At 32.0% G+C, this 22,289-nt stretch carries 15 protein-coding genes and 1 pseudogene; 4 read left to right on the top strand and 12 right to left on the bottom strand.

The features are described 5' to 3' along the window. Nucleotides 1-415: pseudogene (locus K319_RS21660) on the top strand (hypothetical protein); the annotation flags it as partial. Here the strand turns inward: K319_RS21660 and K319_RS0113170 are convergent. From K319_RS0113170 to K319_RS0113155, 4 genes are all read right to left on the bottom strand, one after another. Continuing rightward, entirely contained in the window at nt 399-4,136 is a 3,738-nt protein-coding gene (locus K319_RS0113170; RefSeq protein WP_027384016.1) for a type IIG restriction enzyme/methyltransferase, read from the bottom strand. The pseudogene K319_RS21660 and the gene K319_RS0113170 overlap by 17 nt on opposite strands. 21 nt (nt 4,137-4,157) lie before the next feature. Continuing rightward, complete coding sequence (locus K319_RS0113165; protein WP_027384015.1) at nt 4,158-5,222, bottom strand: PDDEXK nuclease domain-containing protein; 1,065 nt, start codon at nt 5,220-5,222, stop codon at nt 4,158-4,160. A 143-nt stretch (nt 5,223-5,365) separates the two neighbouring features. Then, complete coding sequence (locus K319_RS20460) at nt 5,366-5,698, bottom strand: hypothetical protein (protein WP_213083439.1); 333 nt, start codon at nt 5,696-5,698, stop codon at nt 5,366-5,368. Between the two features lie 25 nt (nt 5,699-5,723). After that, entirely contained in the window at nt 5,724-5,984 is a 261-nt protein-coding gene (locus tag K319_RS0113155) for a helix-turn-helix domain-containing protein (RefSeq protein WP_027384014.1), read from the bottom strand. A 918-nt stretch (nt 5,985-6,902) separates the two neighbouring features. Between K319_RS0113155 and K319_RS0113145 the strand changes: the two genes are divergently transcribed. From K319_RS0113145 to K319_RS0113135, 3 genes are all read left to right on the top strand, one after another. Beyond that, nucleotides 6,903-8,741: a hypothetical protein gene (locus K319_RS0113145; protein ID WP_027384012.1), complete on the top strand. Its 1,839-nt coding sequence runs from the start codon at nt 6,903-6,905 to the stop codon at nt 8,739-8,741. A gap of 20 nt (nt 8,742-8,761) precedes the next feature. Further along, entirely contained in the window at nt 8,762-9,577 is an 816-nt protein-coding gene (locus K319_RS0113140; protein ID WP_027384011.1) for a helix-turn-helix transcriptional regulator, read from the top strand. A gap of 126 nt (nt 9,578-9,703) precedes the next feature. Then, on the top strand, nt 9,704-10,186 hold the full coding sequence (locus K319_RS0113135; RefSeq protein ID WP_027384010.1) for a DUF6265 family protein: 483 nt from the start codon (nt 9,704-9,706) through the stop codon (nt 10,184-10,186). Between the two features lie 56 nt (nt 10,187-10,242). On the opposite strand, the gene K319_RS0113130 is transcribed toward K319_RS0113135, so the two are convergent. The 8 genes from K319_RS0113130 to K319_RS0113095 all read right to left on the bottom strand — a co-directional run bounded on the left by K319_RS0113130 (nt 10,243) and on the right by K319_RS0113095 (nt 22,225). Further along, nucleotides 10,243-10,785 carry a DUF421 domain-containing protein gene (locus K319_RS0113130; protein ID WP_034671745.1) on the bottom strand — a complete coding sequence of 181 codons (543 nt, stop codon included), beginning with the start codon at nt 10,783-10,785 and terminating at the stop codon, nt 10,243-10,245. A 179-nt stretch (nt 10,786-10,964) separates the two neighbouring features. Continuing rightward, nucleotides 10,965-11,603, bottom strand: a complete 639-nt coding sequence (locus tag K319_RS0113125) for a hypothetical protein (RefSeq protein WP_027384008.1) — start codon at nt 11,601-11,603, stop codon at nt 10,965-10,967. Nucleotides 11,604-11,736: 133 nt separating this feature from the next. Beyond that, complete coding sequence (locus K319_RS0113120; RefSeq protein WP_051230682.1) at nt 11,737-13,287, bottom strand: hypothetical protein; 1,551 nt, start codon at nt 13,285-13,287, stop codon at nt 11,737-11,739. Nucleotides 13,288-13,290: 3 nt separating this feature from the next. Beyond that, on the bottom strand, nt 13,291-16,554 hold the full coding sequence (locus K319_RS20455) for an SNF2-related protein (protein WP_051230680.1): 3,264 nt from the start codon (nt 16,552-16,554) through the stop codon (nt 13,291-13,293). Then, a complete protein-coding gene (locus K319_RS0113110) occupies nt 16,547-17,974 on the bottom strand; it encodes an EH signature domain-containing protein (protein WP_027384006.1) in 1,428 nt (475 codons plus the stop codon). Before K319_RS0113110 ends, K319_RS20455 begins: the two co-directional genes overlap by 8 nt. A 1-nt stretch (nt 17,975) precedes the next feature. Then, nucleotides 17,976-19,505 (bottom strand): hypothetical protein, encoded by a 1,530-nt coding sequence (locus K319_RS0113105; RefSeq protein ID WP_027384005.1) that lies wholly within the window; start codon nt 19,503-19,505, stop codon nt 17,976-17,978. Further along, nucleotides 19,505-20,224 carry an OmpA/MotB family protein gene (locus tag K319_RS0113100; protein ID WP_027384004.1) on the bottom strand — a complete coding sequence of 240 codons (720 nt, stop codon included), beginning with the start codon at nt 20,222-20,224 and terminating at the stop codon, nt 19,505-19,507. Before K319_RS0113100 ends, K319_RS0113105 begins: the two co-directional genes overlap by 1 nt. Nucleotides 20,225-20,599: 375 nt before the next feature. Beyond that, complete coding sequence (locus K319_RS0113095) at nt 20,600-22,225, bottom strand: helix-turn-helix domain-containing protein (protein WP_169712673.1); 1,626 nt, start codon at nt 22,223-22,225, stop codon at nt 20,600-20,602. Between the last annotated feature and the right edge of the window lie 64 nt (nt 22,226-22,289).

Raw genomic sequence — 22,289 nt, 5'->3', positions numbered from 1 at the left:
GGAGGATTTTTATAAACCTAAATTACTATGGGCTGAAACAATGCGAATACATAAAGATCAAACACAAAAATTTCCAAGATTTGGATATGACCCTTCAGGAAAATATTTAACTGATAAGACTTGTTTCTTTGCAACTGGGCGACATTTAGACTTTATATTGTTAATTTTAAACTCTGCTATTGGAAAATATCTTTGTTATCAATATGTTTCTATATTAGATGACGGTGGCTTCTTAATGCAAAAAATTTACATTGAAAAAATACCGATACCTAAAATCGAAAATATTTATAATGAAAAGGTTGTAAGTTATATCAATAATTTTCAAAATTTAAATTTGGAGGATGAAATTAATTCTTTTGTATTTCAATTATATGGTCTGAATGATGAAGAGATAAGGTTTATAGTTGATCTATAAATTTTATTTCTTCGTCAATTAAATTATATGTTGAGTATACTAAATTATTTGATAACTTTTCTAATTCAGTAGAATCTTCATTGTTTTGTTTTGCTAATAAAATTTTTTGCAGTAAAGCTCTAAAAGGTTTTTGTTCATTCTCCGTAAGAATAGGAATAGGGAATAAAACAACATTTTGAGCGCCAACCTGCATATCTCCAACTCCCGTCTTGTTCATATTTGTAAGATAGCTATACCATTTTATTATTTTGGAATTTAAAATAATTACTAAATATTCCAGATAGTTTCCTGTGAGTATATAGCATGCATTGTTAACTATAAAGTTTTTATTATCGATAAAAAAAGCCATTTGATCTCCAATTATTTTCCATACAATTTTCTGTCTATAAAAATCCTCCCAATAACTTATCGAATCTTGTGTTTCAAACCATTGATTATTAGTCTTTTTACGAGATCCCTTATCTCCAGTCTGTTTTAACCGGTCATAGCCAAAGGACAGAAGATGCTGTTTTACAGCCGGATACAGTTCAATATCTATTTTCAAGCTTGGAAATGTCGTAATTAGATATAAATCAGCAAATTCAAATGAGTATCGCTTAATATCACGCCCTCTTAATAACGGTCGTATAATTTCTTCACTTTTAGGGTCCTGATCAATCAGCTCCTTTCTCTTAGCTCCATCTATAATAAAGGCATCATTAAATCCTGTTTTGATTCCGTAATTTATTCTGATATCCCAATCTTTTAATGGTGTACCAATCTTCTCAATTTTCTCCTTTATCTGCTGTTCGATTGGAGAGAGAATTACCCAACTGTCAGAATTTGAAAATGACAGTAATGAGGAATTCTGTCTAAAATAATCGCTCAAATTAATTAACAGCTTTTCTTTAACAATGCAGGCTTCTGTTTGTTGTCTATTTTTATCCCTGGTAAATGTCAAAATATTAGTATCTACTGTTGCTGTATCAAATATTTGATTGCCTGAGAAGTCAATTAAAATTTCAGGATTTGTTTTCTCTGCAAAAAAGTTACGCAGACTCTCGCCATAGGCAGCTCTCATCCATTTATTCGAAGTAATAAAGGTTAATATTCCTTTTGGTTTAAGAATATCATATCCTAACTCATAAAATAAACTATAAATATCTCCAGTTTTAGCAAAAGTTTCATATTCCATTTGTTGAAGGGCATCACTTTCAGCTCCCATTTTTTGTAATTGAATGTATGGAGGATTCCCTATGATAGCATCAAAACCAATAAAATTTCCTTCGTTATCCAATACTTCCGGAAATTCAAAACGCCACTCAAAAGCATTTTCGTAGATTTTATTGTTCTTAATCTCTTCAATAAAATCTTCAATTTTTTTGATTTTTGCCTCCAGAGTTTTCTTATCTTTTTGTTGAGCTTTTGTTAAAACAGTTTCAAAAAGTTGCTCACTTTGATACTTCGTATAATATTCTCCTCTCAACAGATTAAGAGATTTGATTTCTTTGCTGTTCTTGCTAATTTCTGTCCTGAATCCTGTTTTAATGTTGTTAATAAGTTGTTCTAATTCCCATTTTTGAGCTTTGCTTTCTGCATTGCGGTAAAGATCAACAGCTTCCTTATACTTTTCTATGGAAATTCCTGTTTTTTTCAAAGCAGATGACAAGTTACTGTCCAATCCAAAACGGTTAATTAATGAATTGCCATTCTTAATATTAATATCAATATTAGGAAGTGTTTCCAATTCGTTCTCTGATTTATAATAAGCATTCTTCAGTAATTCAATCCAAAGACGAAGACGACATATTTTTACAGAATTGGGATTTATATCTACGCCAAACAAACAGTTTTCTATAATGGTTTGTTTTTCGTGAAATAAAGTCTCCTGAATTCTCTGGCTTTCTTTAATTTTAGGATTATATTCGAAAAGTTCTCCATTTTCGTCTGTAATTATTAATTCGTCATTCTGTACTTCGATATTATAATTTTTTAATTTCTTCCCGAATTTATCTACCAGAATTCCAAGATCATTTTTAATCGCTATCAATTCATTAAGAGCAGATACCAAAAAGTGACCTGAACCAACCGCGGGATCGCAAACACGTAAAGAATTGACAATCTCATTTGCCTCTTTTATATCGTTTATTTTATTATGTAAATCGACAATTGATTTACAATCCCAATTCTTTATCTCATTGAATTTTTGTAAAACTGCTTTGCGTAACGTTTGTTTACACATATACATTGTGATAAAACCTGGAGTATAAAAACTACCATCTTTATATCCGTTAATCTTCTCAAAAATTAACCCTAGGACAGAAGCATTAATCAAGGTCTTATTTTCATCTAAAATATCTGCTGTCCCTTCACTTGCAAAATCATAAGCATCTAAAAATTCAAATAGATATTCTAAAGTATTAAGTTCTCCACTTCTTTTCTTACCTGTTGTATCTTTCAGAACTGTTGTAGGAAGTATGGGTATTTTCTTTTCGTCCTTTAGATTACTAATAATTAGAGTCGAATGCTCTAATTCGGTAGGTTCAAAAAGCGAACTATTCAAGTAAGGAACCTTTTCATATGCTTTCTTAACATCTTCATTTCTGTCCTCATACTTTCTCGCTAGAACCTGAAAGAATAAAGTATTAAGGTCATCGTACTGTCTTATCTTATTAAAATTTAAGAAGAGAAATGCTTTGTCACCTCTGTGATAATTGACGAGCTGTCCCTCCATTAACTTTAGGAATAAAACCCGGTTAATCCAAGTAATATTGAGTTCTAGTGCAATGTTGAAAAGTCTTTCTTCATATGAATCTCCATACAAGAATGGCTTATTGATACGATTTACCTTATCCAAAGAATCCAATTGTATAATGGTATCTTCTAATAAAGAACCTAAATTTCTTTGTCCAGACTTATTGCGCTCAATTAATCGTTTTCCAGCTTCTTTTGTCTCTGTTAATCCAATAATATGTAACAATTCATTATAAAAACTCTTATCTAAAGTATTACTGTCATTGATGAATGGAAGTTTTAGGAGATGAGCCGGACTAAATATTTTAAAAATAGCAATCAGCTTGTTGTCATCCCTTTGAGAATGGTTCTTTACAATAGATGCGTAATCTTTTAAATTGAAATAAGTAAACTCTAATTGACTAGCTACCTCATCTAAAAATGGCTTTGCAATTTCTTTATAGAATACATCTGTTGATATTCCTGAAAGTCTTTTCGTTTCAAAATCCTCAAATTGCTTAACTAATTTTTTGTTCTTAGCAAAAAAATATTCGAATTGATACGCATCAAAAATGAACCACTCATATAGATTGGTTACAATAAGATGTTTAACCTCCAAATTTTTATGTGTAATTCTCTCCCTAAGAAAATATAATAACAATTCCTGAAGTGCTTTAGTGTTTAGTTTTTTAGCACTTACCATTTCCGCAGAATTGCTAATGCTCTTGGTTTCAATAATGACCCCTACAGGACTAGCAGCTGTTTTATCAGTATGTATAACTAAATCATTTTTTCCTTTTGTATTTATATAGAAATCAGCATCAAAACCATTTTTTTTTAGGAAGTCTATAATGAGATTTTTTTGAAATTCTTCGGATTCTTTTTCATTGATCCTTTCAAAAAGTGTTACAAAATTGTGCTTGAAATTTTCAATATCTTTTCTGTTTGGTTTAAGTTTCAGAAAGGATTTATTTAGAGATTTATGAGGAGTTAATATTTTTTGTGACACGGGTTTAGTTTTTATTGATGGTTATCTAATTTGTTTTTTTAATTCTTCTTTACTTGGAAGAATAGCTTTGTATTCTTTCGCAAAAATGGTCTTATTGTTTTCCGGAAGTGTAAATTCTATCACTGTTTTGTTCTCCTCTTTACAGAGAATGATTCCTATTGTAGGATTTTCATTCTTCGTTCTTATCTTTCTATCATAATAATTTACATACATCTGCATCTGTCCAATATCTTGGTGGGTTAGTTTTCCAATTTTTAAATCTAATAGAACAAAACATTTTAGCAACCGATTATAGAAAACCAAATCCACAAAAAAGCTGTCACCGTCAAAAGTAAATCGCCGTTGCCTGCCTTCAAAAAGGAAACCTTTACCCAATTCTAACATAAAATGTTCCAGCTTATTGATGATTTCTGTCTCCAAATCACTTTCGGAATAGCGACTATCTTCTTTCAAATCCAGAAATTCCAAAACATAATGACTTTTTAGAACGTCGGTGGGCTTTTCTATAATTTGCCCTTTTTGAGCTAATTGTTTCACACCTTCTTTATCCCTGCTAAGAGCTAATCTTTCATAAATTGCAGAATTATATTGTCTGGTCAATTCTCTTACGCTCCAATTGTTTTGAGAAGCTTCTATTTCATAAAAGTTTCTTTCGTCTTCATTCTCAATTTTAAGTAATTGTATATAGTGAGTCCACGATAGTGTAAATGGTAAATTACGGGATGGTATTTCATCATTTAAATTTTCTGAAGAAATCCCAATCACTGATTGGGATTTTCTAAATTCCCCAGTCATCGATTGGGGAATTCTGTCTTGAAATGTTAAATAAAATTTTCTGAAATATTCCAAATTTGAAATAGAATACCCTCTTCCAAATTCTTTCGTTAATTGTTTACTGAGTTTTTTAAGTATCTCCTTAGCGTATTCGGCTCTATCTCTGCCATTTTGTTCGTCCTCAACAATTATTCTACCTATTTCAAAATAAGTTAACAACATAGTAGTGTTAATATTGCGGACGATACTATTCTTAGCATTTTCAATCAAATGCTTAATGGATTTGAAAAGGGTGGATGATAATTGATGCATATTTACAAATTTAACATTATTTCCATTATCCTTCATCAATATCATATACTAAGAAAATGATTCTTTCCTTACGTAAGTTTATTTATTTAGGAATTGATTAAAAATACTTATTCAATTTGTGCGTTGGGGATTTTAAGAAAAAATTACTTTTTCCTATCTTGCTGTTTACCACCAACCTTCAACTCCCCACCAAAGTCCAACATCACCACCTGACTTCCTGTAAACGGATTATAAGACGGCTGATAATCAATATAGCCCGAAGAATGGAGATTCTTCAGGCATTTATGATAGGTGGCTTTTGAGCGGATTTTACTGATTCGCATCACCTCATCGCGGGAAATACTGACCGGATTTCGGAAACGGCTGAAATTCCAGAACTGGAATAAGGCTAAATAGAGGCTGATGTGTGATGGATTAAGCGAATTGTCCTGAGCCACCTTTTCATAGAAAGCTGTTAGGTGTTTGATATAATTCATAATTTAGTTTTGGTGCTTCGAAATATCATTGCTTATTTTTCACCATTTCTTCAATGTCTTTGTAATTGTAATATAGTGTCCCGCCGACACGGGTGTAAGATAAAGTTCCATTGATTCGTAGCTTCTGCAATGTTCCGGAGGAGATTTTCAGCAGTGCTTTGACCTCTGACGAACGCAGCCATAATTTCTGCTGGGAAATTTTTATTTGAAACAGGTTTTGTATATCCTCCAGCAATTCGGTTCTAAATTCCTGAAGGTCTTCTTTGGTAATTAGGTTTACAATCATAACTACTTCATTTTTGTTTTTGACATAGTTTTCTTCAACAAAGTTGTGGTATTAAGACATTGAAAACAATAGTGTTAGACGGGCATGGGCTAAATAAGAACAATCTGGATGATGCAGGAATCTTTTGGAGATTAAAAAAGAATAAATTGGAATCTACTAGATGGTTTACAAATAAGAAAAGACGAGTTCCGAAGTCTTTTCCCCTTTTTGCAAAAAAGGCAAGAGCGTTTTTGGATGTACAACTTGAAAAGTTTGTATATACAAAGACACATCTTGCTTAATTGTATCGCTGATTTTTCAGAGCTCTGAAATATGACTGCATTTAATTGATTATTAATCAGTTGTATTAATTGCTTTTGAAAAGAAAAAAAACAGAAAAGACAATGATATCAGGGCTGCTCAATTTTTGAGCCGCATTTACAGTATCCTGCTCAAATCCTGCGCCGGGTTAGGGATGAACGGCTTACTTTTTGAGCCAGGTAAGCGTGTTGTGGTAGCAATTTTGAGCCGGTTTTTAAAAAGGGTGCTCAATTTTTAAGCAGGGATATGAGTTGGTATAGTTTCTTGGATACAGTTTAGCAATATGGCGGTTTAATTTTTGAGCCGCATCGACAGTATCCGGCTCAAATTCTGCGCTGGGTTAGGGATTACCGGCTTATTTTTTGAGCCAGGTAAGTGTGTAGTGGTAATATTTTTGAGGCGGTTTTCAAAAAAGTGGCTTAATTTTTAAACAGGGCTATGAGTTTCCATATTACGAAACACACTGATTTTGTTTTAATCCTTTTCTAATCGAAATCTAAATATTCTTCTGAAATTTCTGATAGAAATTGCACTTATTTTTAACATTATTTCTTATTCCCAATCAAAGGCTTATATCAAATATGATCTGTTTCTGAATTGCCATAAAAACAAGAACCAATGAAAATATCTACAAATTCCAACAAATTCCCTGTCCAAAATTTTAGAACATTTTATATTATTATATTTTTAATATTGCAATCTGGCTTACTCAAAGCACAACCTGGATGGCGAGATGCTACAAAACGCTACTTTTATACTATTACTGATCAAAACGGAAAGGAAATCTCATTTAAGGAAAATGGAGATTACAGTGTAATGATAGATGGTATTTTATATAATGGTGCCAATATCCCGCAGAGGCCCATAAGACCTGTTTCACGTACTGATAAAGAATTTCAAAATCAGATATATATTAATGACCTTTCTTTGACTATCCCTCAAAAAGAGTTTATCGGAGAATATACTAAACGACTGGAAATAAAAATCATTTATAAAAAAGATACAATGATCATATGTCAGCCTTCCGGAACTGGTGGTATTTTGGAATCTTGGGATTTGCAGGATAAATTAGTGGAGAAGCCTAAAGCGGATTATACGCTGCCATTTTTAGCTGGTCATTATTATTTTCCAGATTGGATAAAATATATCTTAAGAGAATTACCTAAAACAAAAGGAAAAGTGCAGTTTTTAAATACTAACAACTTAAACCGGAAATACTTCATAATCCCTCAAAACATTTACAATTCAAGTTTAATATCTAACAAATCAACTTACGGAAATCAGCGGAAATCTGATGAAGATCAGTATGTAATCGATCATTTCTTTTTGAATGGATATCTAACTTTAGAAAAAAGAACAGAACCTACAAAGATTAATGATCTATCCGTAAAGTATTCCTGGATGGGAAAACCTGAATCTACCAGAGATCCTAATCGTTTCTGGGGAATGGTTGATATCTCAGGGGATATAACCACATCTTTTTCTTTACAAAAGGAAGAAAATAGGATGGAACTTTTCCTTCCAGACGAAGACGGACCGAATTTTACCTGTGAAAGCCCTTACGTGAATCCTTTCAATAAAGTGATCTATTTACCGGTATGGATAAAACAGGAATCTAATGATTATAGCTCAGCGATTTTATACGATAAGATATCTCCAGAAAAATATATTTACAGCTCAAAAGATGAAGGTAAAACCTGGCAAAAGGACAAAAAAGCAAAAGAGATATTTGACAAATATTCAATTTTTGATAAATACAAAAATGAAAGAAAAATTACTTTTATTGACAAAAATCACGCAGTAATATATTACAAGGTCACTGAACGGGATGAATTGAAAAACAGAATAAGAGAACAAGGTATATATTACTTGCTTAAAGATATGAAAGTTATCGACTCTCTAAAAACGCCTAAAAACAATAATTTTTCTGGATATAATGAACCATCGATTCAAAATGACTCTGTGATATTAGGTAATTACTGGCCAGATCAATATAACAATGTTGATTTTCAATTATCGCTAAAAAAGATCAATGATAAGTGGAAGTTTCAAGTGGATGAAAAAAGGTATATTCAGAACTCCACCAAGGAACAGAATTTTCAAAAAAAAAATAGTATAAAAGAATTTAAAAATTTTCAGCTAATCAATAATCGCGAGCTGGTTTTTAAAAACGGCTCAGGAAAGATGATTTTAAATAATGAACTTTCTGATTATTCTGATATTAAAACAATTATTGAAAGAGATAAAGAGATTTATTTAGTGGGTTATGAATCTGTATTTTTATCGTTTGATGGAGGAACCAATTGGTATATATATCCTGCATCTATTTTACCAAAAACCTACTATTATCTTTTAGATATTAATAGTAAAAATGAAATTAATTACTTCAGCAATGATCGAACTGACAGTAATAATAGCATAACTACAAAAACATTTTATAAATTCGGTCCAGAATAGATCTTCAAAAACGAAACCAGATGAATTACCAGACATTTGAACCGGATCAGGACTTAGCTGCATTTATCAAATGTTATTGGACATTGGAAAGCCCGAAAGAAGAAATGCCTGAAAAGCAAACTATCGTTCCTGACGGATGTATGGAGATGATCTTTAATTATGGCGATCTATACAAACAATACCTGGACAATGGGAACAGCATTATCCAGCCCAGATGTTTTGTCATCGGACAACTGACACGGCCGCTGGAAATCGAACCGACCGGCGAAATCGGAATTTTCTCCGTTCGCTTTCATCCGGAAGGTTTTTTGCCTTTTACCACTACTCCCATAAAGGAGATGGAAAATACTGCTGTTTCATTGGAAAAGCTGTTTGGAAAGGATGGACAGGAAATAGGGCAACAGATCTTAAATGCCAACTCCACTGCGGAGAGGATAAAGCTTATTGAAATATTTTTACTTGATAGGCTAACTGACCTTGAAACTGTTGACCGCATTGTAAAATCAACGGTTGAAACGATTATAACAGCCAATGGACAACTTCCGGTTGACGAATTGTCCACGCTTACCCAAATCAACCGAAGACAATTGTTACGCAAATTTTCTTCAGCCATCGGTCTCAGTCCTAAAAAACTATCCATGACGATCCGATTGCAGACTGCACTCAAAATGTTGATGAACGATCAGTTCTCCAACCTCTCAGAACTGGCTTACGAAAACGAGTATTACGACCAGGCGCACTTTATCAAAGAGTTTAAAGAATTTACCGGATCTACACCTAAAGAATTTTATGGTACCCACCTAAAGATGTCCTCTCTTTTTTACGGAACGGATTAGACTTGTCCCATTTTTACAATTTTAGTTTTAAAAAACATTGCAACTTTGTCATCTAAATTTTCGACAAAGAAGCCATCCCGTGTTTGGAAATTAAATAGAATAACAATTATTCAATCAGCTAAAATTATGAAAACAGGAGCAAAGTTTTTTATTACAGTAGTCAGTTTGGCGATTCTTTATGCCTGGACAATAAAGCAGGTCAACGACATCCAAAAAGCGGAATGGCTGATCGGTACCTGGGAAAACAAGACCCAAAGAGGCAATATCTATGAAACCTGGACCAAATCAGGACACAATGAATTTTCAGGGAAAAGTTACAGTGTCAAAGATAAAGACACGATCGTTTTTGAAAATATCCGGCTCGTGCAGGAAAATAAAAAGTTGTTTTACATTCCAATTGTTAAAAATCAAAATGATGGACTACCTGTTCGTTTTGCCGCCAAAACTATCTCAGAAAATCAATTGGTCTTTGAAAATCCACAACACGACTTTCCGCAAATCATCGCTTACACAAAAATCAATTCCGATTCATTGATCGCCGAAATTTCAGGAACAAAAAACGGACAGAAACGCAAACAGACTTTCCCAATGAAAAGAGTGAAAAAGTAAAAATGTAGACAAGCTTTGGTTAATTCGATAAATTAAAATATATAACTGCAAAAATTCTACAGATCGCCCCCTCGTTGATCTTCAGGGATATCAAGATCCTCTAAAGAACTTTTACCGCCTGGAGTATTCGATTTTTTGATGACACTGATCTCTCTATTGAGCTCAATGACAACTGCCAAAACATCATCTAACTTTTCAAGTCCTTCCTGACGTACTACAGCGTTGATTTCATCAACCGTTATGGCCTCGGTATTCATATTGTCTTTGAGGTATTTGCCTTTATAGAACAGTAAACATGGAGAGGAATTGATCAGGTGTTCCATCTTATCGGATGTACTGGCCAATTTCACAAACAGGTATTGTAAAGCTATTATCAGAAATAAGACCATTACACCTTCTGCTAAGGGAACCATCGCAAGCATCATATAGGCCAATGTGGAACCCAGAGCAACTGTGACCACAAAATCAAAAGCGTTGAACTTAGCCAGGGTTCTTTTTCCTGAAATCCTAATGAAAAGGAATAGAATGACAAAAGAGGCGATGGTCATCAATGCGACCTGTCCAAGTTTTTCCCAGTTTTCAAATAACAAATCGTTCATTTACTATTTTTTTACCATTAGTGTTGATAAAATAATGCCAGAAATGACGTAGAATTAGAATGATCTTCATACAAATGTTTATAGTGCCATCTATTCCGCCAAAGTTGTTTTCCGACTCTATGAGAACCTGTAAATCTATTGTAATGTTTTTCTAAATTTTCGGTTTAACTTGTTGATTATCATACTTTTAATTTTAAAAAATGTAAATCATTAATTTTGTCCCACTTAAAAGTATAATTTTGTTTTAGTGTTATATCTGGACCAAAAGGTTTTGCTGTTTTATATTGCAAAATCTTTCCTGCTTTATACTCCTTATTGTTCCGAAAGTCAAAATCTGCTGTATCCAATGAATAATTGTCTTGATCGCAATAATGTGAATGGTCAGTTGCTAGAATAAAATAACAAAGATCTATATCGTGACTTTTGTAAAGTTCAAGATTTGAAATATCTTTAAATACATCATAACGATTATTTGGTTCTCTGTGGTTTTCTTTTTTGAAAAATTTCAATTCAATAGCTGCTTTTGTCGTGTTATCATTATCTTGATATTTTAATAATAAGTCAACTCTTGCTCTATTTGTTTTACTTTTAATACTGGCCCCATTCAACGAAATATAAGTCTCAAACTCGAGGTGAAATTTATCAACAAGGCGAAACTCATATAGTTGCCCAATTGTCTTGAGAATATGTCCAAATTCCATTTGAAAAGCACTTTCATTTCTAGCTGTTAGACCGCCAAATGCAAGTTTGTGAGTCAACAATTTATACGCTGTCTCAACAATTTCTTCAGTTAGTTTAATTTGATTTTCTTTTAACATTTGTATAAATTAGTTTTGGTACTTATTTTTCTTAGAAAAGCTCTGCTTATAAAGTTCGTTAATATATTTTAGTACTTTCTTGCTTCCTACATGAGTATAAAATTTCATTAAAGAAATTTTATCTACAGGAATATTATTTCAAAGCTTCTTTGCTAATTAATAATTTCAAATCTCTAAAAGTTTCTGCATTATTTATGTTTTGCCAATATTCTTCAAAAGTTGGTTTAAATCTATCAAAATGACCATTTTTTTCTTTATAGATTATTAATCTTTCTTTATCACAAATTCCAATAGTCGAAGACTTCATAATTCTTGCATAAGAAAGGGCTTGATTGTACGTTTTTGTTTGTTCTATATTTGAACTAATGTCAAATTTTGCTTCAATAACTAATGGTGTATTTTGAAAATGCAACTCACCTGTAGGCATAAATACAAAATCAGGAATTGCTTTCTCATTTCTTCCCACTTTTTGTAATAATTGTCTTGTCCAATCAGTTTCAGAATATCCTATTTTTTCTAATAAGGGTATTAGTAATTTATCTTCCACATCTTTTTCGCAGTTTATTTGCTTGTCAAATTCTAAATTGGGTTTATATAATTGTGGCAAGATAGAAATATCTAGACCTTTTTCACATAGTAATCTTTGTAGTTCTTGATAATCTTTTGCTGAAAACTTAACTCCATTAACTCCTTGAAAATTTTTTCGCGTTATTGGTAATGAAGAAAAATATGGGTCATTTTTTAACTCGTTCAAAGTTACTTGAGGAATTTTTATTCCATCAGTAACTTTGGTTCTACTATTGTAATAATTGAATGGTGTATAAACTCCGTCAATATCAGCTCTCCAAATAGATTGAATACAGCTAAATGGTGAGAGTACATATATAATAATTATGTCTCCACGTTTTGTATTTTCGTTGCAAGTCCAAACAGATTTTTCACCTTTTATGGGGTTTTCTAAGAATGTTTTAAAATCCTCTTTGCTGGCTCCAGTAAGCCAAATATTTGTTGGCTGTGGCAAATCATTTTGCGTGTGGCATTCTTCCAATAACATAAAAGCAAAATCATAAATACAAGCGCAAGTTTCTTCAGCTGTCAAGTTATTTTTTTCGGCAAACTTTGCGATATTTTTATTCAGCTCATTATAAAGCATAAGCCTGCCTCTTTTGTCAGATTTAGGGGGTAATTCTGGCAAGGGAATATCTAATACATCAAGAATTTTCATAAATACATCAAACTGTTCTCGAAAAAGGATTGGAATAAAAAACAAATCACTATAAAAAGATAGGATGAGTGAAATTTCTGGTAAAATAGAACAAAATGACTTATAGTTCTTTTTAGGAATGATAGGAAGCTCGCCCGCTAGCTTTGTTAATTCTCCATCATTATTTTCTTCCACAAAAAATAGTTCAATATTGTCAATGAGTTTAGTAAAATATTCTGACGAATTTTCTGTATCATTATTATGAAGTCCATCCGCAATAATACTATCAATAACAAGAAAGCATATATCTAAAAAATTTTCCTCTGTATCTATTCCACCCAAATATTCATTATATCTCTGAAAAATCTCCTTTGCCCTTACCTCTAAATTGCTGCTTTCTTTATTGAATGTAAATAATTCAATTGTTTGACTTCCTTTTTCAGAGTTCTTGTATAAGTTCCAAATATTTTTGTTTATCATTGCCTAAATTCTTACCATTCGCTGTGATTCAATTTTACTAATATCTTGTATTGTTATATTATTTTGAATTATTAATGTTTCAAGAGTTTTACGGTTTATTAGCTTGATATTGTTAGAATTTGCTAGAACTGTAGATGATGATGTATAATCATTGTTGGTTATAGTTATAAGATTGAATTCTTCCTTAAACTTGTTTTCATAATATTTTTTTGCGGTACAAATCTCTTGTATTGCTGAATTTCCAACTAAAGATTTTGTTTGTTTAGCCTGAATAAGATAGTTTTCTCCATTCTTTAAGACAACAACATCAACACCTTTGTCATTAGAATACGGAGTAAGATAAACATCAAATCCTTGATTTTTATAAAGCGCTGCTATGCTTGCTTCAAAAAGATTCGGATGAAGTTTATCTAAGTCAGCTAAAGAAAGAGGTTTAGATTTACTTTCTGCCTTTGTTGCAAATACATTTCCAAATAGCTCATCTGGTGTTAATTCTGCCTGTTCTGTTGGAAATAATGTATTGCTTGCTAATGCTTTTTTGTTATTTAATAATTTATCAAGAATCTCATCAAAAGATTTCAATCTTTTTCCTTCGTCATCTTTCATATTATCTGGAAATATTGCCATTGGATAATATACAAATACATCTTTTTGTTGTCCTATTCTATATGCCCTATCTGTTGCCTGTTCTTCTTTTGCAGGATTCCAATGCCGTGTATAATGAATAATGTGATTTGCTTTTGTAACATTCAAACCAACGCCTGCTGCAATAGGTGACATAATAATTACATTGAATCCTTCTTCTAATTGAAATCTATCAATCGTTTGTTGTCTGCTAAATTTTGATTTTCCTTCTAATTGTTTTGTTGTAGGCGTATCTCCATTTATAATACTTGTGAAAATTCCAAAAGTGTCGTAAACGACTTTCTGCAACATTTTTTGAGTTTCTCGTCTGTCCGCAAATACAATTACTTTTTCATTTTTGGATTTTATATCGACTAAAATTCCTACTGTTATTTGTAGCTTAGATGAACTTGAAATTAGTTCTTCTGTAGAGAATTTTAAAATTTGGCTTTCTAATAGATATGGATGGTCTGAAATATCTCTTATCGCCCAAAGTGATTTTAATTTTTGATTTCTTTTTTCTACACCTTCCAATTCTGAATCATTTGCCATTTCGATTTCCTGCTTGTAGCGGTTTAACTGAATGGACGGCATTTCTCTTTTAATTCTTGATTTTTCGTTGTCGTGTTTGTTGGGTAAATCAACAACATCTTTCTTGTATCTTCTTAATATAAAGTCACCAATATTGCTACGAAGTTTTTCAGTAAGTGATTTAATATCAGTACTTTCATCACTCAATGGATTTTGGTATTCCTTTGCAAAATCTTTTGCATTACCTAAAAGTCCGGGAACTGCAAAATCCATTAAACACCAAATATCAACCAATGTATTTTCAACTGGTGTTCCTGTCATTGCAATTTTGAAATCTGCCTTCAATGCTTTGCTAGCATTCGTAATGAGTGTTCCTGGTGTTTTTATTTTTTGTGCTTCATCCATTGCGATAATTGCAAAATCAAGCAGACCTAAACTTATTTGATATGACCTTAATGTTTCATAATTGGTTAGAATGATTTGTTTGAACTGCAATTGCCTTGCATCTTTCTGGTTTTGAACTGGGTTGTTTTCTTTTGTTAGCGGAACATCTCCATAAAGTTTGCATAACGGCAAATTTTTCGGACTGAAAAACTTCTGATATTCATTTTCCCAATTTTCAAGCAAACTAACGGGTGCAACTATTAAATAAGGTTTGTTGTCATCATAATTTTGGCTGTGCCATTCAATGAAATATAATAGTTGTAATGTTTTTCCTAATCCCATATCATCAGCGAGTAAACCTCCGGGCTGCTTTTCCTTTATTAATGTTTGAAGCCAAGCAACACCACGCATTTGATGCTTTTTTAATTCCAAACCATCCGACAGATTATTAATAGCTGAGTATTTGAGATTGAATTTATTAAGAAGCTCTCCGCTTTGGATAAACTCAGTTAACTCTGCATTTTCTTTTATTATTAATACTTCGTGATCAGTTTTCTTATCCTGTTTTATTGGCCTATTAGGATTTTCAAATTGCTTTTTTGCAGACTTTATGAATTTTTCTGCATCATTGATTGGGATTTCTACATTTTCCCAATCAACTGTTTGTTTCTTATCCTTAATAGCTTTTTCTTTTTGTTCAATAAAGTCATTAAGTCTTTCGGGTGTTTTAAAATATACTTTTTTCTCTCCAAGAACTTTATCCTTTATTACAATTCCGGGAATCCATTGGGATTTGTATGGACTTGCAAAAGGATAAAACTTTGGACTATAAACGCCAATTTCCTTAACTCTGTCACTATAAAAGACCGTGAAATCAACATCATCATCGTTAAAAAACAATTCGGGATGCTCTATGATTTCTTGAATTGTTTCTCGGTCTGCAATTTTTCTTTTCTGTTTTATTTTTTGTAATTCTGTTTTTTGATTTTTAGAAATTACTACTCTTGTCGTTTCTCCATTATTTCCCGATACTGGATAAACATCACGGATCATTGGTAATTTATCAAACGTATTGGTAAACCCAATTGCATTCTCAATTTCAACCGTAGGAATAATTTCAAACAACCCATTATTAAAATCAACGTCCAATTTTATTTTATTGGGAATGAACAATTCTTGATTGCCTAAAAACTGCTCTAAGGTCAATCCGCTCTCTTTTGATAGTGATTTTAACTCAGATAATTTTTTCAGATTGGTAACATTTCCTTTTTCGCTATCAGATAAGTCGTTGAATTCGTCAATTGCTTGGCAAAGCAAATAATGGTTTTCGGAAAGCAAATACTGGTTCTCTTCTAGTTTTAATATTGTTCCGTTTCGAGTAGTTTTTAATCTTGTTCCGTTAGGTGCAAAATCATAAAATCCATATTTGAATTTAAAAGTATTATGAGTTAAGGTCCCATCTGATTCCACAAAAATTTCAAAAGGATAACTGTTTGGCAAATCCAATATTTGCTTGTCAATATCACTTAACCTTAAAATATCAATACTTTCAATTTCACAAGAATTGTTTGTATAATCTGCTAAACCATTATCGTGTAACTCTGTGAGAATTGCAAGTTGAGATAAAAATTCTGGCTGTAATTTTTCCCATTCTGAAACAGGAACTTTGCTTCCCGATTCACTTAAGAAGTAAAATGAAAAATTATTATTGTATGTAAATCTAAACATTTATTCCTGCTATATTTTTAAACCAATATTCAAACACTTCTTCCCAATTCAAATCGCCATCATTATGCGTTAGACGTCCCTCTATATTAGTGTTATTAATGCTGTAACCTGAACGGTAAACAAGCATTGGCATTGCACCATTTCGTAATTCATCTACACTTTCTAATCGATAGTTTAGATTCGGCTTATTTGCTCCACTCATTTTGTAGGCATAAAAAGCATAGCCTGCATCGCTGAATTCAATTAGCATATAATCTCCAATATAGAGAATAAACGCAGACACATCTCTATTACTAGAAACTGCTTGGAATCTTCCATCTAGGTATTCTAGAATTCTATCGTCTCGCTTGAGAATATTCTTTGTGTGGGTTGGACCATAAACTTTAAAAGAAACTCGATTTTTTGATGCCACTTTAAGCCAAAAACGTTTTCTTCTTTCATCATTAATACAAACTCTAAAGAAAATATCAATAAATTGTTTAGCTATCCATTCGTCTAAAATATTTCTTGCTTCAAGAATTTCCCTGCGTTCAATTTCAACTGCATTCTCAAATGCTGTCCAATTTGAAATATTACTCGGGTCACCAATTTGTGTAAAAGCTATCTTTTTTATACTGTCCTGCAATTTGGCAAATTCAGGTTTGTTTGCTTGAATAATGATTTTACTAATCAATCTTTTATTGGTAACTGAATTGTTGTGTTTTAGTAGAACTTCATTCAGATTAGCGATATTATCTGATATTTTGCTTTTCGTTTTTTCGTAATAAGTAACAATAACTTTTGAGAAGTAAGTATAATCTAACCACGACTCAGGAACGCCTAAAACTGTTGTAGCTTCTTGAATTGGTTTATTGAGTTTTGCGATGGTGTCGCCTAAAATTAAATCTCCATTTTTTGTATTAAAATAACGCTTATTGTTTTTGAAAGATACTAATGTGCTTCGATTGCCATTATAGCCATCTAATTTATTAGCAATGAACTTTTCTAATAGCTCTAATGATTTGGGATATTTAGTTTCCCAATTTCTCAAAAAGCAATCTATCAAACCTACTAAAAATGAATCTCTCCAGTTTGATTCTAATAAGGTCAAGGCATATTTCAGTTCGCTTTCGTTCGCAAAAATTAGTGATAAATTTTGTTCAGAAAAATTGAGAGAAAAGGTTAGTGTTCGTAATTCTCTAAGTTCAAAAATCGTATCGTTGTTATTGATGGATTTTTTAAATTTTCTAAAAACTTGAGGAATAAGATTATTGCCTGAAAACGAAAATGAACTTGCTCCAACTTCCTCAATTATTTTTTTAAGTTTGTCTATCCTGTGTTCGTTTAATGATGATAATGTTATAGGAACAATCTTTTGTGCCGACTGCTGAAATGTAGTCGGTGAAAAATGAAATTGTAATATGTCTTGTATCGTTGGCATATTAGTTTCTTGTTCCGTTCAATTTGCTAAGTTGTTCTGTTAGTTCTTCTAAAATATCTTCTTGTTTTGACGATGCTCCTGCAAGTGATTCAGCTGTTTTGGTTAAAGCGTCTGTATATTTACCTAAGTATGTTTCAAGACTTTCTCTAACTGTAGTTTGATAACCTCTTAGTCCTGTATCCAGGTCTTCAAATACTTTTGATAATCCTTTTTCAATAATTTCAAATTTCTTTGCATAATCAGCAGAAACTCCTTTTGCTGTTTCTAATGACTTCTGAATTTCGCTGATTGTATTTGAGTTATTTTGTAAGAACTGGTTAGAATGTTTTGAAAATTCATTTTGAGATTCCCCAAACCTACTAGATGATGTATTGATTTCCTGCGACACATTTCTGAAAACGGAAATAACTTTGTCTAATTCAATTTGAGCTTGATTAAGTTTTGAAATACTTCCGTTTACTTCGGTGGAAAGTCCATTCATCTTTTCAATACTTGTATTAAAAGCACTCAAAAGGTTTTCTGAAACTTGAAGATTTTTAGACTGTTCAGTAAGTAAAGTCTGTTGTCCTGATTGTAAATCCCCGACTTTGCTTCGTAGAATTTCGCTCATATCTTCAACTTGCTTTCTCATTTGGGTGGTAGATTCTTCCGATTGAGAAAGTGTTTGTTTTGAAATTTGCTGAACCACTTCCTGTAATCCTCTAAAATTTTCATTTAGGTTATCGGTCATATTCTGCAACTTGACTGGAAAATCTGTTAAAGAACCACCTGCTTGCCCTAGTAAGCTAGCTAAGCGTTCCATTTCGTTTTTGGTATCTCCACTCATCGAGGTTTTAAATTCTTCTATCATTTTACCCATAGATTCCTGCAACTCCTTTACAATATTTTGGGTCATATCAGTTGCAGGGTCTTTCAATTTATTGCCCAAACTTTCAATTTCAGTTTTTACTAATTTTAGTTGTTCGACCACGGCACCTGATGGGTTATTAAAAATTTCTTCAAATCCAGCTGAAATATTTAGAGCTAATTCTGCTGAGAAAGTTTGTAAAGCGTTTGATTGCTTTTGGGATTCCTTGTAAATATCACGAAATATATTTCCCGGTTTGACTGTGTTTCCGTCTTCATCAGTTGAAGTAAAATCATTTTTTAATTCTTGAATTGCTGTAATTAAATTGTTGATTGCTTGTGTTTCCTCACTCAAAACCCCTTCCTCCAACTTTTTCTTTTTAATGTTTGTCCAAAAAGAGAAACCAACCAATAAAGCAACTCCAAAAATTGACACAAGAAAAGCAGTCTTCAACCCGTTCATTAAATCTGGGATACTTTTTTCAATATTGTTGCTGTCAAAATTCCACAAACCAATAGCGATTCCTAAAAAAGTAAATAAAATTCCGAGCGTAGGGAACAAATGAGGAATAAAGTCGAACAAATGTTCATTGGTGTTTTCTTTAGTACGCTTATTGATATAAATTGCCGCCCAAATGGCAACAATAAGGATTATTCCAATTCCAAATATTATTTCAAAACTCATTATTCATTTATATTTTTAAGTGCTTCGTTTATGATTGCTTCACTTGTAGTCACTATTCTAAATTCAACTCTTCTTGATTTGTCATTGTCAATTGGTCGTTTACTGTCGAAGGAAATTTTATAATCTTTATCAACTGTACGACCATAAGAAAGTCCATTGGCTGTAAGCCAATATTGCAATCTTTCTTTTTCTGTTGGTTGTAAGTTGATAAAGCAGTTTTGCGAACGTAAAAACGCCAATACGTTTCTTCCCCTATCTTGTGAGAGCTTCATATTGTCAATGTAAGGGTCTCCAGAAAGTCCAATTGGTTTTGTGTCTGTGTGACCTTCAATTCTAATTTCAGCAATTTTGTCTTTGTATTTTTTCTGCAATACAACGGAAAGATATTTAGGGAGAAAGTCGGTCAGGATGGTTTGAAAATGTGGAGTAATATCAGATTTTCCTGTTGGAAAAAGTACTTGTGGATTAGTAAACTTGATTGATAAATCATTATCAAGTTTTAAATCCCATTTTGCAAAATCATTTTTAAATGCCTCATTCAGTTCATTGTATAATGTAACTTTTGATTCTTCGTAATCTTTAAATATTTGGTTCTGTTCTTTTTGTCGTTTTTCTATTAAAGCCATATATGAAATTGACATAAATAAAAAAATGACCATTAAAACGGTCATTAGATCGGCTAGGGGAATCCAGTGACTTTCTTTCTTTGTTCCTGACATTTATTATTATATGTTTTAACTAATTAAGTTAATAAATAATTTTGAGTAGATTTTTCATATTTATAAATTTAGGAAAATTAAATCTCAAAAATCAGTAATGATTTAAAAATAAATTTATGGTTTTCCGTAATTTATTTTTTGATTAAATAGATTTATTCTCTCATTAAATATGTTTCAGACACTTTTAACTTTTTGCTCATACTTTTGTTTGTGGTTTATTTTATCCTGATTTTTCAATAGCTTTATACTATCAAATACAAAAAGTATTTTTTGTATTCTCCTAAAAATATTTTAAGCTTTGACATAGTAATACTTGTTTAATCGGTATTTTACTTATGTTTGATAAAAGTAGAAAATATATTTTCATCTAAATCACTAATCTTCAATTTCCTTCAATCTTTTCTTTATAAATTCTGTAGGTCTCATGCCATTGATTTCTAGGAAGTGTGCGGAGAATGACTGCCTGTTAGACATTCCACATTGGTCGGCTAAAACGTGAATCTTGTATTTGAGATAGTTCTTGTCTTCGATCAGAAGATTAGTGATGTACTTGATTCTTAAAATTTTCAGATACTGTGTGAAAGACATTTTCAGATGCTCGTTCAGTACATAAGACAATTGGGAATGGTTTCTGCCAAACATTTTGGCAACCTTTGGTAAAGTCAGATTTTTGGTAAGAAATTGTTTCTGGTCTTCAAACTTTTTAAGTTTCGCTTTGATATCTTCTATAACCTCCGGACTGAATGGCTCTTTTTTATTGGAAAGTATGGGAGCTGTTTCAAAAAGATCATTGTGCTTTCTCATTTTTTCCAGCAGTTCATAATACCTAATATCAATTCTTTTCTTTTTTACCCGCCGCCGGTAATCCAGTGTAATAAGTAAAATAATCAGGGTTGCTACAACCGTAGCAACAGTTACTACGTTAAAATTATAATGTTTCTTTTTCAGCAATTGTTTATCCTTTATTAATTGAACACTGTCATACTTGTGATAGATTTTTGATGCCATCAATGGAAAATCAGCAATGAGAATTGAATCCATTTTCAAGAGCTGATCGATATAATATAACTGCCTGTCAACATTATCATTCTGTTTTGCATCAGCAATAAGATACTGATAATTCGAGCTGATCTCCGGGCTTATGAAATGGAATTTATGGATCATAGAATCTACTTTATTCAGATAACGCAAAGATTCAGTCCTATTTTCTTGTGACCAATATACTTTTCCTAAGTAATAGTAAATTATTGTCAATGAATTGTAATCCTGATTATTAAGTAAAATATCACGTGATAATTTTAAATGTTTTAATGCTTCGGCTTTATTTCCTTTTCTCAAAAGCTGTACGCCTTTTCCTGTTTGCAAATAACCGTATTCTAATAGATGGTCATTGATATTTTTCAGTTTGTGCAAACCCACATCAATCAACGAATCTTCCTGACTGTACCACCCTAAATTTCTATAACAGTTGCTGAGCCGATAAATGCTGTTAAAATATCCCGCTTCATTATTCAGCCTAATGTTGCGATTAAGATTTTCTTTCAGACGTTCCTCAAAATATCTCGCCGTATTTCGGAAATGTCCGGAGGCTTCCTGATAATCACCCAGATAACTTTTTACCATCCCAAGGTGATAGATAACCTTGTTTTTCTGATAATCGTTGTCTGAATTTTGAGACCATTGGTAAGCTTTGAGATATTGTTCCAAAGCCTGCTTATACTGTCTTTTGTTGTAATAGTAAATAATTCCTTTTCCGAGGTAAGACCTTGAGATGACATTAGGAACTTTTGCTTGTAATGCCACAGAAATGGCACTGTCAGCGTAAGATAATTTGCGGTTTACATTTTTAGTATAAAAGATGGCTTCTTCATAACCGATGATTTGCTTATTAAGGCAATGCTCTCTTTTGGCTTTTTCGATATATCGGTTTACAAAGACTATTGCTCTTTCATCATTTTCAGGATAACCCGCATACAAGTCTGAAATTGTCTTGTATGTCATTTTTTCTAAATCTTGCGCCATCATAAAAAAGGACAATATATTGAAAATCAGCAGTAAAATCTTA

This window comes from Epilithonimonas caeni DSM 17710 (assembly GCF_000426465.1).
GTDB lineage: Bacteria > Bacteroidota > Bacteroidia > Flavobacteriales > Weeksellaceae > Epilithonimonas > Epilithonimonas caeni.
This window is presented reverse-complemented; position numbering and strand designations above follow the sequence as displayed.

Bases quoted from the DNA above. Each gene is read 5' to 3' on its own strand.
- K319_RS0113165 (WP_027384015.1), bottom strand. From the start codon at position 5,222: ATGCATCAATTATCATCCACCCTTTTCAAATCCATTAAGCATTTGATT.
- K319_RS0113095 (WP_169712673.1), bottom strand. From the start codon at position 22,225: ATGACATACAAGACAATTTCAGACTTGTATGCGGGTTATCCTGAAAAT.
- K319_RS0113100 (WP_027384004.1), bottom strand. From the start codon at position 20,224: ATGTCAGGAACAAAGAAAGAAAGTCACTGGATTCCCCTAGCCGATCTA.
- K319_RS20455 (WP_051230680.1), bottom strand. From the start codon at position 16,554: ATGTTTAGATTTACATACAATAATAATTTTTCATTTTACTTCTTAAGT.
- K319_RS0113120 (WP_051230682.1), bottom strand. From the start codon at position 13,287: ATGATAAACAAAAATATTTGGAACTTATACAAGAACTCTGAAAAAGGA.
- K319_RS0113140 (WP_027384011.1), top strand. From the start codon at position 8,762: ATGAATTACCAGACATTTGAACCGGATCAGGACTTAGCTGCATTTATC.
- K319_RS0113125 (WP_027384008.1), bottom strand. From the start codon at position 11,603: ATGTTAAAAGAAAATCAAATTAAACTAACTGAAGAAATTGTTGAGACA.
- K319_RS0113145 (WP_027384012.1), top strand. From the start codon at position 6,903: ATGAAAATATCTACAAATTCCAACAAATTCCCTGTCCAAAATTTTAGA.
- K319_RS0113130 (WP_034671745.1), bottom strand. From the start codon at position 10,785: ATGAACGATTTGTTATTTGAAAACTGGGAAAAACTTGGACAGGTCGCA.
- K319_RS0113105 (WP_027384005.1), bottom strand. From the start codon at position 19,505: ATGAGTTTTGAAATAATATTTGGAATTGGAATAATCCTTATTGTTGCC.
- K319_RS0113155 (WP_027384014.1), bottom strand. From the start codon at position 5,984: ATGATTGTAAACCTAATTACCAAAGAAGACCTTCAGGAATTTAGAACC.
- K319_RS20460 (WP_213083439.1), bottom strand. From the start codon at position 5,698: ATGAATTATATCAAACACCTAACAGCTTTCTATGAAAAGGTGGCTCAG.
- K319_RS0113135 (WP_027384010.1), top strand. From the start codon at position 9,704: ATGAAAACAGGAGCAAAGTTTTTTATTACAGTAGTCAGTTTGGCGATT.
- K319_RS0113110 (WP_027384006.1), bottom strand. From the start codon at position 17,974: ATGCCAACGATACAAGACATATTACAATTTCATTTTTCACCGACTACA.